This window comes from Streptomyces sp. NPDC014656 (genome assembly GCF_043084305.1).
In the GTDB taxonomy this organism is placed as follows: domain Bacteria; phylum Actinomycetota; class Actinomycetes; order Streptomycetales; family Streptomycetaceae; genus Streptomyces.
Genome location: NZ_JBIBZN010000020.1, coordinates 21,241 through 36,685 on the forward strand (window position 1 = coordinate 21,241; position 15,445 = coordinate 36,685).

At 72.3% G+C, this 15,445-nt stretch carries 10 protein-coding genes; all 10 read left to right on the forward strand.

Translation table 11 applies throughout. The features are described 5' to 3' along the window. The first annotated feature begins 264 nt into the window (after positions 1-264). The 10 genes from ACF1ED_RS32970 to ACF1ED_RS33015 all read left to right on the forward strand — a co-directional run bounded on the left by ACF1ED_RS32970 (position 265) and on the right by ACF1ED_RS33015 (position 15,441). The gene (locus ACF1ED_RS32970; RefSeq protein WP_391766799.1) at positions 265-1,479 is read left to right on the forward strand and encodes an IS701 family transposase; all 1,215 of its coding nucleotides are present in this window, start codon (positions 265-267) and stop codon (positions 1,477-1,479) included. A gap of 71 nt (positions 1,480-1,550) precedes the next feature. Continuing rightward, complete coding sequence (locus ACF1ED_RS32975; protein ID WP_200428891.1) at positions 1,551-1,994, forward strand: helix-turn-helix domain-containing protein; 444 nt, start codon at positions 1,551-1,553, stop codon at positions 1,992-1,994. Positions 1,995-2,100: 106 nt separating this feature from the next. Further along, complete coding sequence (locus ACF1ED_RS32980) at positions 2,101-3,078, forward strand: DUF1702 family protein (RefSeq protein ID WP_391766801.1); 978 nt, start codon at positions 2,101-2,103, stop codon at positions 3,076-3,078. 101 nt (positions 3,079-3,179) lie between these two features. Beyond that, positions 3,180-4,166 (forward strand): DUF1702 family protein, encoded by a 987-nt coding sequence (locus ACF1ED_RS32985; RefSeq protein WP_391766803.1) that lies wholly within the window; start codon positions 3,180-3,182, stop codon positions 4,164-4,166. Between the two features lie 56 nt (positions 4,167-4,222). After that, the gene (locus tag ACF1ED_RS32990; RefSeq protein WP_391766974.1) at positions 4,223-6,070 is read left to right on the forward strand and encodes a CRTAC1 family protein; all 1,848 of its coding nucleotides are present in this window, start codon (positions 4,223-4,225) and stop codon (positions 6,068-6,070) included. A gap of 2 nt (positions 6,071-6,072) precedes the next feature. Beyond that, a complete protein-coding gene (locus ACF1ED_RS32995; protein ID WP_391766805.1) occupies positions 6,073-7,224 on the forward strand; it encodes an enediyne biosynthesis protein in 1,152 nt (383 codons plus the stop codon). Then, positions 7,221-13,091, forward strand: a complete 5,871-nt coding sequence (locus ACF1ED_RS33000) for an SDR family NAD(P)-dependent oxidoreductase (RefSeq protein WP_391766807.1) — start codon at positions 7,221-7,223, stop codon at positions 13,089-13,091. Before ACF1ED_RS32995 ends, ACF1ED_RS33000 begins: the two co-directional genes overlap by 4 nt. Positions 13,092-13,094: 3 nt before the next feature. Continuing rightward, positions 13,095-13,553, forward strand: coding sequence for an acyl-CoA thioesterase (locus tag ACF1ED_RS33005; RefSeq protein ID WP_384882116.1), 459 nt, complete (start codon positions 13,095-13,097; stop codon positions 13,551-13,553). Beyond that, positions 13,550-14,095 (forward strand): flavin reductase family protein, encoded by a 546-nt coding sequence (locus tag ACF1ED_RS33010; RefSeq protein WP_391766809.1) that lies wholly within the window; start codon positions 13,550-13,552, stop codon positions 14,093-14,095. Before ACF1ED_RS33005 ends, ACF1ED_RS33010 begins: the two co-directional genes overlap by 4 nt. Next, on the forward strand, positions 14,092-15,441 hold the full coding sequence (locus ACF1ED_RS33015) for a cytochrome P450 (protein ID WP_391766811.1): 1,350 nt from the start codon (positions 14,092-14,094) through the stop codon (positions 15,439-15,441). The genes ACF1ED_RS33010 and ACF1ED_RS33015 overlap by 4 nt, the downstream gene beginning before the upstream one ends. Positions 15,442-15,445: the final 4 nt, after the last annotated feature.

Genomic DNA, 15,445 nt, shown 5'->3' on the forward strand with positions numbered 1-15,445 from the left:
GGGCTGTCTCGTGGGGGACTCATGACCACCTTCCTATCCAAGGCTTGCCTCTCTCTGTCGCGGCGGACAAGGCCGAGTTGCCCAAGCTGTCTTGGATTTGCGCAGGTCACAGCGGTGTGGATGGTCGGTCCACGAGGCCCCCGGGGGAACCGACTTGCCGAAGTGCATGCGGCAACTCTCCTGAGTCACAAAAAAAAGAGGGCGTTCGCTATTATTTTAGCGTGGTCGGCAGCCGCAGGCCGAGAGCAGGGGAGGGAACGAGCCATGACCGCGTACGCCCTGACGATGCATCGCACGTCCGTGCCGGTGTTCGCCGAAAGGATCTTCGAGTGCCTGCCGCGGGCTGACCAGCGGCGCTGGGCCCAGACCTACATGCAGGGGCTGCTCACCACTCCGGGCAAGAAGTCGGTACGCAATCTCGCCGCGGCGGTCTCGGCCTCGCCGGCCGCCTCCCAGTCGCTGCACCAGTTCGTCAACGCCAGCCCCTGGGACTGGATGCCGGTCCGCGCGGAACTCACCCGGTGGGCCGAGCAGCAGATGGCCCCGCGAGCCTGGGTGATCAGCCAGGCCGTGCTGCGCAAGCGCGGTGAGCACTCCTGCGGGGTGCACCGCAGGTTCCTCGCCTCCACCGGCCGTTCGGTGACCTGCCAGGTCGGCGTCGGGATGTTCCTCTCCTCCTACGACCGCGCGCAGCCCGTCGACTGGCGCCTGCTGCTGCCCGGCTCCTGGGCGAAGGACCCCGAGCGGCGCGAGCGCGCCCGGATCCCCGCCGAGGTGGGACCGCGCACCGTCGAGCAGCACGCCCTCGACCTCGTCGACACCCTCTGGGACGTCAGCAGGACCACCCCGCTGCCGGTCGTCGCCGATCTGGAGGCGCTCGGCGGCACCAGCGCGACCGCCCTCGTGCACGGACTGGCCCTGCGGGGCCGTGACTTCGTCGTCGCCGTCCCGGACACGCTCCAGGTCGCCGCCGGCCGCCACCTGAGGGTCCAGCGCCCGCAGCAGAGGGGCGACGGACAGGGCCCGGTGGTCGCGGCGCGCAGTCTGTTCGAGTTCGACGCGGCCGCCCTGACCAGGATGGAGAAGGTCATTCCGTGGGGCGGCCGCGGCCGGCACCTCACCGTCATGTCCAGCTTCGTGCGGCTGCCGCACACCGGCCCGGGCGGGGAGCGGATCCACCGCACCTACCGGCTGTTCGCGGTCCGCCCCGAGAACGGCCGCCGTCCGGTCCAGCTGTGGCTGACCAGCCTCACCCACACCCGCATGGAGTCGGTGCTCGCGCTGACCAAGACCCTCGCGCACGCCGAGGAGTCGGTGCGGGAGATGAGCGAGGACTTCGGACTGCTCGATTTCGAGGGCCGCTCCTTCCCGGGCTGGCACCATCACATGACCCTGGTGTCCGCCACGTACGGCTACAGCAGCCTGCAACGCGCGCATCAGCCGACCGGTGGCGGCGAGCGGATGCTGGTGGCCGCCTGACCTGCGGACCCCGGGACGACTTCGCCAACTCGGGTTCCTTCACGCAACCCGCCCCGCCCTAGAGTGAGCGCATGCTGAAGCACACGTACGAGGGACAGGACTGCAACCTCGCCCGGTCACTGGAGGTGATCGGCGAGCGCTGGACCCTGCTGATCATCCGCTCCGCGTTGCTCGGCACCTCCCGTTTCGACGGGTTTCTCGCGCACCTCGACATCGCGCGCAACGTGCTCTCCAGCAGGCTGGCCCGGCTGGTGGAGCAGGAGATCATGGAGCGGGTGCCCTACCAGGACAAGCCGGTGCGCTACGAGTACCGGCTCACCCCGGTCGGCCGCGATCTGACCCGGGCCGTGATCGCCCTCATGCAGTGGGGCGACCGCAACCTGCCACAGGAACTGGGCCCGCCGCGGCGTGCCGACCACATCGGCTGCGACGGCGTCGTCCACGTCGAACTGCGCTGCGGCTCCTGCGGGCGCGCCGTGCACGACGAGGAAGTGGACGTGCGCCGCATCCGCTGAACACGGGGGCGGCAGAGCAACGGGGAAGATGCCGCCGGGTGACCGGCGCGCCCACGATGACAGCCCCGCCGCCCTGACCGAAAGCGGCGCTTACGAGGAGGCGTCCGTGCCCGCACTGGGAGCGCTGCGCAGGCTGTTGATGGCCCCGTCCCTGGAGGACGTGAGCTTCGCCGGCCGTGGCTTCACGGTCGAACCGACCCCGCTCACCAAGCAGCTGGAAGCCGTGCCGCAGGCCGTGGTGACCGGCTTCGAATGGGGCATCGAGGACAAGGACCTGGCCACCACCGAGCGCAGGCTCGCGCTCATCGCCCCCCTCAACCGGGGCTTCGCCTACGAGGGCGCCACCATGGCCTGTGCCATCCGCGACACCATGGGACCCGGCGGGCACCGCGCCGCCGACCTGCTGCGCGGCGGCGGCCGGCCACACATCTTCCTGAACTACATCGGCATCGGCTTCGCCATGGCCAAACTGCCCAGACCGCTGTGGAAGAAGCTCGTCCCCACCCTGACCGAGCCCGACCTCTACCCGGCGATGAGCTGGCTGTGCGTCGACGGCTACGGCTTCGACCGAGCCTATTTCGACACCGACACCTGGGTCGGCGGACAGCGCCTGGACACCCCCTACGACTGGGACGGCGACGCCTCGTACTGGCAGCGCGCCTTCGACCAGGGTGTCGGCCGCGCGCTGTGGTTCATCCACGGCGGGCACGTCGGCAACGTCTCCGCCGCCGTTCGGGCGTTCGCCGGCGACCGCCGGGCCGACCTGTGGAGCGGGGTCGGTCTCGCGGCCACCTTCGCGGGCGGCAGCACGCCCTCGGACCTGGCCGCGCTGCGCTCGGAGACCGGCGAGCACGCCGACCACCTGGCGCAGGGCTCGGTGTTCGCCGCCAAGGCCCGCCACCACGCCGGGTTCGTCCCCGAGCACACCGAGGCGGCCGTCGCCGCGTTCACCGGACGCACCGTCGAGGCGGTCGCCCGGCTCGCCGACGACTGCGCGGCCACCGCCCCCGAGCAGGGCGCCGGGCCCGCCTACGAGGTCTGGCGGCGGAATGTGCGGACGCAACTCGGCACCCTCGTTGTTTGAGCACATCTGAAGTAGACGCCCCTCCGGGCCCGCTGGCTAGATTCGATTCGCTGGGTGAATTCAGGGATTCGAGTGGGATTCGAGAGGGGCGGTCTACTGCCGTGTCCAGTGTGTTTGGTGCATTCCGACGCCGATTGCTCACACCGCCTGTTTCCGAGACGACCATGGAAGTCCGTGGCTTTCATGTGAAGAATGCGGAAGCAAAGGCCAGGCTCGAGTACATCGGTGAGGTCTTCCTCCAGGGCTACGCGTACGCGGTGGAGGCCGCTTCGCCCGCCGAGGCGGAGGCACTCCTGGAGACCGTCCCGCGGGACATGCGCGGCTTCGCCTACGAGGGCGCGGGCATGGGAGCGGCGGTCTACGACTCGCTGCCCGGGCACGGCGGCCGGCTCGCCGGTCTGCTGGCCGGCGCGGGCCGCCACCACGACTACATGATCTACGTCGGTGTCGGCTGGGCGATGGCGCGGCTGCCGAAGCCGCTGTGGCCCGACATCCGCACCACCGACCCGCTGCTGCGCTGGCTCGCGCTCGACGGGTACGGCTTCCACCAGGCGTACTTCAAGACCGCCTCGTACGTCCGGACCCCGGAGGTCCAGCACCCCTTCCGCTGGAACGGCGGGCACAACCACTACACGCTGAACGCCGTCGACCAGGGCATCGGCCGGGCGCTGTGGTTCGTCGGCGGCACCGATCCCGACGTCGTCACCGAGCTGATCCGGTCCTATGACGAGCGCCGCCACAGCGACCTGTACGCGGGTGCCGGGCTCGCCTGCTCCTACGCGGGCGGCGTCACCGAGGACGAGCTCGCCCGCTTCGTGGAAGGCGCGGGCGAGCACCGCTGGGCGCTCGCCCAGGGGGCGGCCTTCGCCACCGAGGCCCGCGTCCAGGCGGACACGATCATCGACCACACCCACCTCGCGGCCCGTGTCGTGTGCGGCACGACCGCCGAACGGGCCTCGCAGGTGTGCCGGGACGCCCGGCCCGCCGGGTCCGTCGGGGGCGCCTCCCCGGCCTACGAGAAATGGCGGCGCGACGTCGCCGCGGAACTCGCTTCTGACTCGCTCATCTCGAAAGGTGCCGACCAGTGACGGTCACAAAGAACTGGATCCGCAGGAATTCACCGGGGATCGTCGCTCTCGCCGTCATGGTGGGCACGTTCTACGGCGTCCGGCTGCCTGACTCCTCCGCCGCCGACATCGACAAGCTGGCGAAGAATTTCGCGTTCGAGCCGATGTCGATCGCGATGCCCGCGGGATTCGACAAGCAGGAGGTCCGCAAGGTCAACAAGGCGTACCAGCACATCGAGGCGTGGATCTCCTCGGTCGGTGCCGGTATCGCCATCAACGACCTCGACGGCGACGGCCTCGACAACGACCTCTGTGTGAACGACGTGCGGATCGACCAGGCGGTCGTCACCCCGGCACCGACCCGCAAGGACAAGTACGCGCCGTTCGCGCTGGACCCGGCGCCGCTCGGCACCAGCAAGACGATGGCGCCGATGGGCTGCATGCCCGGCGACTACAACGAGGACGGCCGCACGGACCTCCTCGTCTACTACTGGGGCCGCACCCCGGTCATCTTCGTGAACAAGGGGGAGAAGGGGAAGCCGCTCACCGCCGCCTCCTTCACGCCCACCGAGCTGCTGCCCGGCAAGTCCGGCGCCACCTACACCGGCCCGCTGTGGAACTCCAACGCGGCCGCCGTCGCCGACTTCGACGGCGACGGCCACAACGACATCCTGATCGGCAACTACTTCCCCGACAGCCCGGTCCTCGACCCGTCCAAGGACGGCGACGTCACCATGAACGCGTCGCTGTCGCACGCCCAGAACGGCGGCGGCGCCCACATCTTCCGGTGGACGAAGGACGGCTACGAGAAGGTCGACGCCATCCCGCAGAACCTGAACAAGGGCTGGTCGCTCGGCGCGTCCGCCGCAGACCTCGACGGCGACCGGCTGCCCGAGCTGTTCCTCGCCCACGACTTCGGCACCTCCGCGCTGCTCTACAACACCTCCACTCCCGGGAACATCAAGTTCTCCGAGGTCAAGGCCGTGCACAACGGCACCGTGCCGAAGTCCAAGGAGCTGGGCCGCAGCTCCTTCAAGGGCATGGGCGTCGACTTCGGAGACCTCGACAACGACGGCCTGTACGACATGTTCGTCAGCAACATCACCACGTCGTTCGGCATCCAGGAGTCGAACTTCGCGTTCCTCAACGACTCCGATTCCCGGTCCGAGCTGCAGGGCCGCTTCAAGGAGGGCGAGGCCCCGTACACGGACAAGTCCACCGACCTGAAGCTGGCCTGGTCCGGCTGGGGCTGGGACGTCAAGACGGGCGACTTCGACAACAACGGCGACCTGGAGATCACCCAGGCGCTCGGCTTCGTCAAGGGCAAGAACAACCGCTGGCCGCAGCTCCAGGAGCTGGCCACCGCCAACGACGCCCTCGTCGCCAACCCCTTCTGGTGGCCCAACGTCAAGCACGGTGACGACCTCGCCGGCAGCCAGCGCATGCGTTTCTTCGCCAAGGACGCCGAGACCGGCGAGTACCACAACCTCTCCGTCGCCCTCGGCATCGGCGAGCCCATCCCGACCCGCGGCCTCGCCACCGGCGACGTCGACAACGACGGCCGGCTCGACCTGGCCGTCGCCCGCCAGTGGGGCGAGCCGATCTTCCTGCACAACGTCGCCAAGAACCCCGGCGCGTACCTCGGCCTGAATCTCACCCACCCGGACGGCGCCCCCGTGGTCGGCGCCGAGGTCTGCGTCGAACTGCCCGACGGCACCAAGCGCATCACCCGCCTCGACGGCGGCGGCGGCCACTCCGGCAAGCGCAGCACCGACGTCCACCTCGGTCTGGGCAAGGACGTCCGGGGCCCCGTGCCCGCCATGGTCACCTGGCGTGACCGGGCCGGCCAGATCCACGAGCAGAAGCTGAAGCTCACGCCGGGCTGGCACAGCCTCGAGCTGGGCACCGAGGTCAAGGAGAAGTGACGATGTCCGCAACGAAGACCGCCGCTGCCCCACGGCACAACCCGAAGGTCGTGACCGCGCTCCGCCGCTTCGCGATCTCCATCTCCGTCCTCAACATCTTCGGCTACACCGTCCTCGGTTTCGAGCAGCCCTGGACCTGGCCGTTCATCGCCCTGGCGACGGGCTACACCACCGAGATCCTGCTGGAGATCCTCGGCGCCCGCGCCGAGGGCCGCGCGCCGCGCTTCGCCGGCGGCGGGGTCAAGGGCTTCATGGAGTTCCTCCTGCCGGCCCACATCACCTCGCTCGCGGTGAACATGCTGACCTACGTCAACGACCTCGTCTGGGTCATGGTGTTCGGCGTCATCGTCGCCGTCGGCACCAAGTGGGTGCTGCGCGCCCCGGTCAAGGGCCGCCTGCGGCACTTCATGAACCCGTCGAACTTCGGCATCGCCGTCATCCTGCTGCTCTTCCCGTGGGCCTCGATCGCCCCGCCGTACCACTTCACCGAGTACCTCGACGGCGGCTTCGACTGGCTCGTCCCGGCGATCATCATCACGCTCGGCACGATGCTCAACGCCAAGCTGACCGAGCGCATGTGGCTGATCCTCGCCTGGGTCGGCGGATTCGCCCTGCAGGCGGTCGTCCGCGGCCTGCTGTTCGACACCTCCATCCCCGCGGGCCTCGCGATGATGTCCGGTGTGGCGTTCGTCCTGTTCACCAACTACATGATCACGGACCCGGGCACCACGCCGTCGTCCAAGTGGGGCCAGATCGCCTTCGGCGGCGGCACCGCCGCCCTGTACGGCGTGCTCACCGCGATGAGCGTCGCCTACGGCATCTTCTTCGCCACCGCTCTGGTCTGCGCCATCCGCGGTGCCTTCCTGTGGACCGCCGACGTCGTGTCCAAGAAGCGCGCCGAGGAAGCCCTCGCGCTGGCCGCCGTGACCCACTCCGTCGCTCAGGCCGACGCCGCCGCCCGGGCCCAGGCCGACGCCGCCCAGGCCGGGGAGGCCGCCGCCGACGCGGCCGGCTGCCCGTGCCCCGCGGGGGCCTGCGCCTGCCCGCCCGCCGTGACCGCCGCCGACGCGGCCGGCTGCCCGTGCCCGGCGGGCGCCTGCGCCTGCCCGGCCCCCGCGACCGCCGAGACCGAGAAGATACCGGTGACCGCATGACCAGGATCGCCATCGTCGGCATGGCCTGCCGCTATCCCGACGCCACCAACCCCCATGAACTGTGGGACAACGCCGTCGCCGGACGGCGCGCGTTCCGCCGGCTGCCCGACGTCCGGATGAACCTGGACGACTACTGGGACGCCGACCCGACCACCCCCGACACCTTCTACGCCCGCAACGCCGCGGTCATCGAGGGCTACGAGTTCGACCGGATCGCCCACAAGATCGCGGGCAGCACCTTCCGGTCGACCGACCTCACCCACTGGCTGGCCCTGGACACCGCGGGCCGCGCGCTCGCCGACGCCGGATTCGCCGGCGGCGAGGGCCTGCCCCGCGAGCGCACCGGCGTCGTCGTCGGCAACACCCTGACCGGCGAGTTCTCCCGCGCCAACGTGATGCGGCTGCGCTGGCCGTACGTCCGCCGGGTGATGGCCTCCGCCCTCAAGGAACAGGACATCTGGGACGACGAGCGCATCGCCGAGTTCCTGGACGACGTCGAGCTCGCGTACAAGGAGCCGTTCCCGGCGATCGACGAGGACACCCTCGCGGGCGGTCTCGCCAACACCATCGCCGGTCGGATCTGCAACCACTTCGACCTGAACGGCGGCGGCTACACCGTCGACGGCGCCTGCTCGTCCTCGCTGCTCTCGGTCACCACCGCGGGCACCGCCCTGATCAACGGCGACCTCGACGTCGCCGTCGCGGGCGGTGTGGACCTGTCCATCGACCCCTTCGAGATCATCGGTTTCGCCAAGACCGGTGCCCTCGCCAAGGGCGAGATGAAGCTCTACGACCGAGGCTCCAACGGCTTCTGGCCCGGCGAGGGCTGCGGCATGATCGTGCTGATGCGCGAGGAGGACGCCCTCGCGGCCGGCCACCGCATCTACGCGACCATCGCGGGCTGGGGCGTCTCCTCCGACGGCCAGGGAGGCATCACCCGCCCCGAGGTCAGCGGCTACCAGCTGGCCCTGCGCCGCGCCTACGAGAAGGCCGGCTTCGGCATCGAGACCGTCCGGCTCTTCGAGGGCCACGGCACCGGCACCGCCGTCGGCGACGCCACCGAGCTCACCGCCCTGATGGGCGCCCGCCGGGCCGCCGACCCCGACGCGCCGCTCGCGGCCATCACGTCCATCAAGGGCATGATCGGACACACCAAGGCCGCCGCCGGCGTCGCCGGTCTGATCAAGGCGGCCATGGCCGTCAACCACCAGACCCTGCCGCCCGCGATCGGCACCACCGACCCGCACGAGCTGCTCGGCGACGAGAAGGCCAACCTCAAGGCGCTGCGCAAGGCCGAGGCATGGCCCGAGGACGCGCCCCGGCGCGCCGGCGTCACCGCCATGGGCTTCGGCGGAATCAACACCCACGTCGTCCTCGACGAGCCCGCCGGACGGCGCCGCACGGCCCCGAGCCGTCGCTCCGCCGCCCTGGCGCACGCCCTCCAGGACGCCGAACTGCTCGTCGTCGACGGCGAGTCGGCCAAGGCGCTGCGCGCTCGGCTCAACGAGGTCGCCGCCTTCGCCGCGCAGGTCTCCTACGGCCAGGTCGCCGACCTCGCCGCCACCCTCCAGCGCGAACTGCGCGGCCTCGCGCACCGCGCGGCCGTCGTCGTCACCTCCCCGGAGGACGCCGAGCGCCGTCTGAGCCACCTGGCCGACCTGCTGGAGTCCGGCGAGACGGCGTACACCGCCGCCGACGGCCGCAGCTTCCTCGGCCGCGCCTCCGGCCCGGCCCGGATCGGCTTCCTCTTCCCCGGCCAGGGCTCCGGCCACGGCACCGGCGGCGGCGCGCTGCGCCGGCGCTTCCCGGAGGCCGCCGAGGTCTTCGACCGGGCCGGGCTGCCCACCACCGGCGACATGGTCGCCACCGACGTGGCCCAGCCGCGCATCGCCACCGGCTCCGCCGCGGGCCTGCGGGTGCTCGACGCGCTGCGCCTGGAGGCCTCCGTCGCCGTCGGCCACAGCCTCGGCGAACTCTCCGCCCTGCACTGGTCGGGCGCCCTCGACGAGGACACCCTCCTCGAGGCGGCGCGGGTGCGCGGCAAGGCGATGGCCGAGCACAGCTCCTCCGGCACCATGGCCTCGCTCAGCGTGAAGCCCGAGCGGGCCGAGCAGCTCATCGAGGGCCTGTCCGTCGTGGTCGCCGGATACAACGGCCCCGAGCAGACGGTGGTCGCGGGACCGGTCGAGGAGATCGAGGAGGTGCGGCGCCGGGCCGAACGGTCCGAGATCCCCTGCACCCGCCTCAACGTCTCGCACGCCTTCCACTCGCCGCTGGTCGCCGCCTCCGCCGCGTCCTTCGGCGGCTGGCTGGCGGACGCCGCCGTCGGCACCGTCGCGGGCCGGGTCGTCTCCACCGTCACCGGCGAGGAACTGACCCCCGCCACCGACCTGACCACCCTGCTCGCCGAGCAGATCACCGGCCCGGTCCGCTTCACCCAGGCGGTCAGCGAAGCCGCCCGCGGCATCGACCTGTTCGTCGAGGTCGGCCCCGGCCGGGTGCTCAGCTCGCTGGCCCGCGCCACCACCGGCGTCCCGGCCGTCGCGCTCAACACCGACGACGAGTCCCTGCGCAGCCTGCTGCAGGTGGCCGGTGCCGCGTACGTCGCCGGCGCGCCGGTCGACCTGGAGCGGCTGTTCCAGGACCGGCTGATCCGGCCCCTGGAGGTCGGCCAGGAGTTCTCCTTCCTCGCCAACCCCTGCGAGCAGGCCCCGCGCGACCTCCCGCGGACCGATCACGCGCAGCGCGTCGAGCGGGCCGCCAAGGCCACCGCCAAGGCGTTGCCGAAGACCGCCGCCGCCCAGGACACCGCCGCCGCGGCGGAGCCCGCGCAGGAGGGTGCCGCCGCCGGCGTCGACGCGCTCGAAGTGCTGCGCGCCCTCGTCGCCGAACGCGCCGAGCTGCCCGCCGACCTCGTCGACCCGGACAGCCGGCTCCTCGACGACCTGCACATGAGCTCCATCACCGTCGGCCAGATCGTCAACCAGGCGGCGTCCCGCCTCGGGATCGCCGCCGCCCAGGTGCCGACCAACTTCGCCACCGCCACCCTGGCCGAACTGGCCGAGGCGCTGGACACCCTGGTCAGCACCGGCGGCGCCGCCCCGGAGTCCGAGACGCCCGTCGTCGCGGGCGCGGCCCCCTGGGCCCGGCCGTTCGCCGTCGACCTCGACGAGGTCGACCGGCCGTACGGCGTCACCGACGGAACCGACGGCTCCTGGGAGCTGTTCGGCTCCGCGGACCACCCCTACGCCGAGCAGCTCCGGACGGCGCTGGCCGCCGCCGGACTCGGCTCCGGGGTCCTCGCCGTCCTCGCCAAGGGCTGCCCCCGCAAGGAGGTCGAGGAGGTCCTGGCCGCCGCCAAGAGCGCGCTCGCCGGGGACCGGACCCGCCGCTTCGTGCTCGTCCAGGACGGCCGCGGCGCGGCCGGTCTGGCCAAGACGCTGCACCTGGAGGCTCCGCACCTGCGCACCACCGTCGTCCACACCCCGCGGACCGAGGACGTCGTGGAGCGGGTCGTGGCCGAGGTGGCGGCGACCACCCGGTTCGCCGAGGTCCACTACGACCAGGCCGGGACGCGCCGGGTGCCGACGCTGCGGGCGCTGCCCGTGAAGCCGGAGCGCACCGACGCACCGCTCGACGACACCGACGTGATGCTCGTGACGGGCGGCGGCAAGGGCATCTCCGCCGAGTGCGCCCTCGCCGTGGCCCAGAGCACCGGCGCCGCGCTCGCCGTCCTCGGCCGGTCCGACCCGGCCCAGGACACCGAGCTCGCCGAGAACCTCGACCGGATGCGCGCCGGCGGCGTACGGGTGCACTACGCCCGCGCCGACGTCACCGTCGCCGAGCAGGTCACGGCCGCCGTCACCGAGCTGACCGAGGCGCTCGGCCCGATCACCGGCCTGCTGCACGGTGCCGGACTCAACCAGCCCGGCGCGCTGACCGGCCTCACCGGCCAGGACTTCGACCGCACCTTCGGCCCCAAGGTCGACGGACTGCGCACGGTCCTCGACGCGGTCGGCCCCGAGCGGCTCAAGCTGCTCGTCAGCTTCGGCAGCATCATCGGCCGGGCCGGCCTGCGCGGCGAGGCGCACTACGCCACCGCCAACGAGTGGCTGGCCGACCTCACCGAGGAAGTGGCCCGCACCCACCCGAACATCCGCGCCCGCTGCATGGAGTGGTCGGTGTGGTCCGGCGTCGGCATGGGCGAGAAGCTGTCCGTCGTCGAGTCGCTCTCCCGCGAGGGCATCGTGCCGGTCTCCCCGGACCAGGGCGTGGCGATCCTGCTGCGGCTGATCGAGGACCCGGACGCCCCCGTCGTCACGGTCATCAGCGGCCGTACCGAGGGCATCGACACCGTACGGCGCGACCTGCCCGCGCTGCCGATGCTGCGCTTCACCGGCGACCCGCTGGTGCGCTACCACGGCGTCGAACTGGTCACCGAGGTCGAGCTGAACGCGGGCACCGACCCGTACCTGGCCGACCACCTGCTCGACGGCAACCTGCTGCTGCCCGCCGTCATCGGCATGGAGGCGATGACCCAGGTCGCGTCCGCCGTCACCGGCCGCACCGGCACCGCCCCCGTCATCGAGGGCGCCAGGTTCCTGCGCCCGATCGTGGTGCCGCCCAACGGCAGCACCCGGATCCGGATCGCGGCGACCGTCACCGACACCGACACCGTCGACGTGGCCATCCACGCCGAGGACACCGGCTTCGTCGCCGAGCACTTCCGGGCCCGGCTGATCTTCGGCGGGACCCCGGCGCCGGACGGCCCGCCGCTCCAGGTGCCCGACGACACCCCGGTCGTCCCGCTGGACCCGGCCGTCGACCTGTACGGCGGAGTGCTGTTCCAGGGCGCCCGGTTCCAGCGGCTGCGCCGCTTCCACCGGGCCGCCGCGCGGCACGTGGACGCCGAGGTCGCCGTCCAGCAGCAGCCCGAGGGCTGGTTCGCCGGCTTCCTGCCGGGCGAGCTGCTGCTCGCCGACCCGGGCATGCGCGACGCGCTCATGCACGGCAACCAGGTGTGCGTCCCGGACGCCACGCTGCTGCCCTCGGGCGTGGAGCGGATCCACACCCTCGGTGCCGGCTCGCACGTCCCCGACCAGCTGCGCTACACCGCGGTCGAGCGCAGCCGGGACGGCGACACCTACGTGTACGACATCGCCGTGCGCGACGCGGGCGGCACCGTCGTCGAGCGCTGGGAGGGACTGACCCTGCACGCGGTGCGCAAGACCGACGGGTCCGGCCCGTGGGTCGCGCCGCTGCTCGGCCCGTACCTGGAGCGCTCCCTCGAGGACGTCGTCGGCAGCCGCGTCGCGGTCGCCGTCGAGCCGCACGGGGACGCCCCGGCGGGTTCCGTCGCCCAGCGGCGCGGCTTCACCGCCGACGCCGCCGCGCGGGCCCTCGGCAGCCCGGTCGCGGTCCGGCACCGTCCGGACGGGCGGCCCGAACTGGAGCCCGGCCGGCACATGTCGATGTCGGCGGCGCACGGCCTGGGGGTCACCCTCAGCGCCGTCTCCGACACCGAGGTCGCCTGTGACATCGAGGCGGTCAGCATGCGCTCGGCACACGAGTGGCGCGGGCTGCTCGGGGACCACGCGCCGGTCGCCGAACTGGTCGCCAAGGAGACCGGCGAGGCCCCGGACACCGCGGCCACCCGCGTGTGGGGAGCCGTGGAGTGCCTGCGCAAGGCCGGCATCATGGCGGGCGCGCCGCTGACGGTGCTGCCGCGCCGCAAGGACGCCTGGGTGGTCTTCGCCGCCGGCGACCTGCGGATCGCGACCTTCGTCACCGCGCTGCGCGACGCCCTGGAGCCCGCCGTCTTCGCCTTCCTCACCCACGAGACACCTCTCGCCGAAGGGCGGTCCTAGACCATGGCGGACGACTACTTCGAGTACCGGCACACGGTCGGCTTCGAGGAGACCAACCTCGTCGGCAACGTGTACTACGTGAACTACCTCCGCTGGCAGGGCCGCTGCCGCGAGCTGTTCCTGCAGCAGAAGGCGCCGGACGTGCTCGCCGAGGTCCAGGCCGACCTCAAGCTGTTCACGCTGAAGGTGGACTGCGAGTTCTTCGCGGAGATCACCGCCTTCGACGAGCTGTCCATCCGGATGCGCCTGTCCGAACTGGGCCAGACGCAGCTGGAGTTCACCTTCGACTACGTCAAGGTGACCGGGGGGGCCGAGGTGCTGATCGCGCGCGGCCGACAGCGGATCGCGTGCATGCGCGGCCCGAACACCAACACGGTGCCCTCGCGGATCCCGGACGGCCTCGCCCGTGCCCTGGAGCCGTACAGCACCCAGAACCGGGCGCTGGCCGGGCGGGCCGCATGAGCACCCTGACCGCCGCGCCGCCGCGGGACGCCGTCACCGGCGACCCCGCGCGGCTGCGGCGGGCCCTGGGGTCCTTCGCGACGGGCGTCACCGTCGTGACGGTCGGCGGCGCGACCCCGCGCGGCATGACCGCCAACTCCTTCACGTCGGTGTCGCTGGACCCGGCCCTCGTGCTGCTGTGCGTGGGCAACGACGCCGTCATGAACCGGGTCCTCGCCGAGGCCGACACCTTCGCGGTGTCGGTGCTCGGCGCCGGCCAGGAGGACGTGGCCCGGCACTTCGCCGACCGCTCCCGGCCGCTCGGCGCGGCCCAGTTCGACGCCGTCGACTGGCTGCCCGGACCGGCCACCGCCGCCCCCGTGATCGCGGGGGCGGCGGCCCGTTTCGAGTGCGCCCGCTGGCGCGCGTACGACGGCGGCGACCACACCATCCACATCGGGCGGGTGCTCGCCCTGGACGAACTGCCCGGCCGCGAGCCGCTGGTGTTCCACGGCGGCCGTTTCCGGCAGGTCGTGCCGCGGCAGCCGGGGGGCCACCGATGAGCGCGCACCCCCCCGGCCCACCGTTCTGGGCGCTGCCGGGGCTGCTGCGCAAGCTGGCGGTCGACCGGCTGGGCATGATGCGGGAGGCGGCCGAGCTGGCCGACGCCGTTCGTGTGAACATGGGCCCGAAGAAGCTCTACATCTTCAACCGGCCCGACTACGCCAAGCACGTCCTCGCCGACAACGCGGCCAACTACCACAAGGGCATCGGCCTGGTGGAGTCCCGCAAGGTGCTCGGTGACGGGCTGCTCACCAGCGAGGGCGAGCTGTGGCGCAAGCAGCGCCGCACCGTGCAGCCCGCGTTCAAGCCGGGGCGGATCGCCGCCCAGGCCGGCGCGGTGGCCGAGGAGTCCGGACGGCTCGTGGAGCTCCTGCGCGGCCGCGCGGGAGACACGCCGGTCGACGTCCTCCAGGAGGTCACCGGGCTCACCCTCGGGGTGCTCGGCCGGACCCTGATGGACACCTCCATGGAGGGACACGACGGCATCGCGCACGCCTTCGAGGCCGTGCAGGACCAGGCCATGTTCGACATGGTCACGCAGGGCCTGGTGCCGACCTGGGTGCCGTTCGGCACCCAGCGCCGCTTCCGCGCCGCCCGCCGCGAGCTGACCCGGACCGTCGACGAACTGGTCGCCGACCGGGGCGCGCGGATGAGCGAGGACGACGGCGCGGACGACGCGTTCGCCCGCATGATCCTCGCCGCCCGCGCCCACCCGGACCCGGCCGCCGGGCGCAGGCTGCTCCAGGAGGAGCTGGTCACGCTGCTGCTCGCGGGGCACGAGACGACGGCCAGCACGCTCGGCTGGACGCTGCTGCTCCTCGCCCGCCACCCGCACGTGCGGGACCTGGTGCGCGAGGAGGCCAGGGCGGTGCTCGCGGGGGGCCGGCTGCCGGACGCCGAGGACCTGCACAAGCTGGCGTACACGACGCAGGTGGTGCAGGAGGCCATGCGGCTCTATCCGCCGGTGTGGATCCTGCCCCGGATCGCCCAGGCGGCCGACGAGGTCGGCGGGTTCACCGTCTCCGCCGGGGCCGACGTGCTGGTCTGCCCCTACACGATGCACCGGCACCCGGACCTGTGGGACGACCCGGAGCGCTTCGACCCGGGCCGCTTCGACCCGTCCCGGGTGGCGAACCGGCCGCGGTACGCGTACATCCCGTTCGGGGCGGGACCGCGGTTCTGCGTCGGCAGCAACCTCGGGATGATGGAGGCGGTGTTCGTCACCGCGCTCGTCACCCGGGACCTCGACCTGGCCGTGGTGCCGGGGCACGAGGGCGTCGCGGAGCCGATGATGTCGCTGCGGATGCGCGGGGGACTGCCGATGACGGTCCGCCCGGTGGACTGAGCGC

Coding starts and splice junctions, on each gene's coding strand:
- ACF1ED_RS33000 (WP_391766807.1), top strand. CDS start 7,221: ATGACCAGGATCGCCATCGTCGGCATGGCCTGCCGCTATCCCGACGCC.
- ACF1ED_RS33005 (WP_384882116.1), top strand. CDS start 13,095: ATGGCGGACGACTACTTCGAGTACCGGCACACGGTCGGCTTCGAGGAG.
- ACF1ED_RS33015 (WP_391766811.1), top strand. CDS start 14,092: ATGAGCGCGCACCCCCCCGGCCCACCGTTCTGGGCGCTGCCGGGGCTG.
- ACF1ED_RS32975 (WP_200428891.1), top strand. CDS start 1,551: ATGCTGAAGCACACGTACGAGGGACAGGACTGCAACCTCGCCCGGTCA.
- ACF1ED_RS32990 (WP_391766974.1), top strand. CDS start 4,223: ATGGTGGGCACGTTCTACGGCGTCCGGCTGCCTGACTCCTCCGCCGCC.
- ACF1ED_RS33010 (WP_391766809.1), top strand. CDS start 13,550: ATGAGCACCCTGACCGCCGCGCCGCCGCGGGACGCCGTCACCGGCGAC.
- ACF1ED_RS32970 (WP_391766799.1), top strand. CDS start 265: ATGACCGCGTACGCCCTGACGATGCATCGCACGTCCGTGCCGGTGTTC.
- ACF1ED_RS32995 (WP_391766805.1), top strand. CDS start 6,073: ATGTCCGCAACGAAGACCGCCGCTGCCCCACGGCACAACCCGAAGGTC.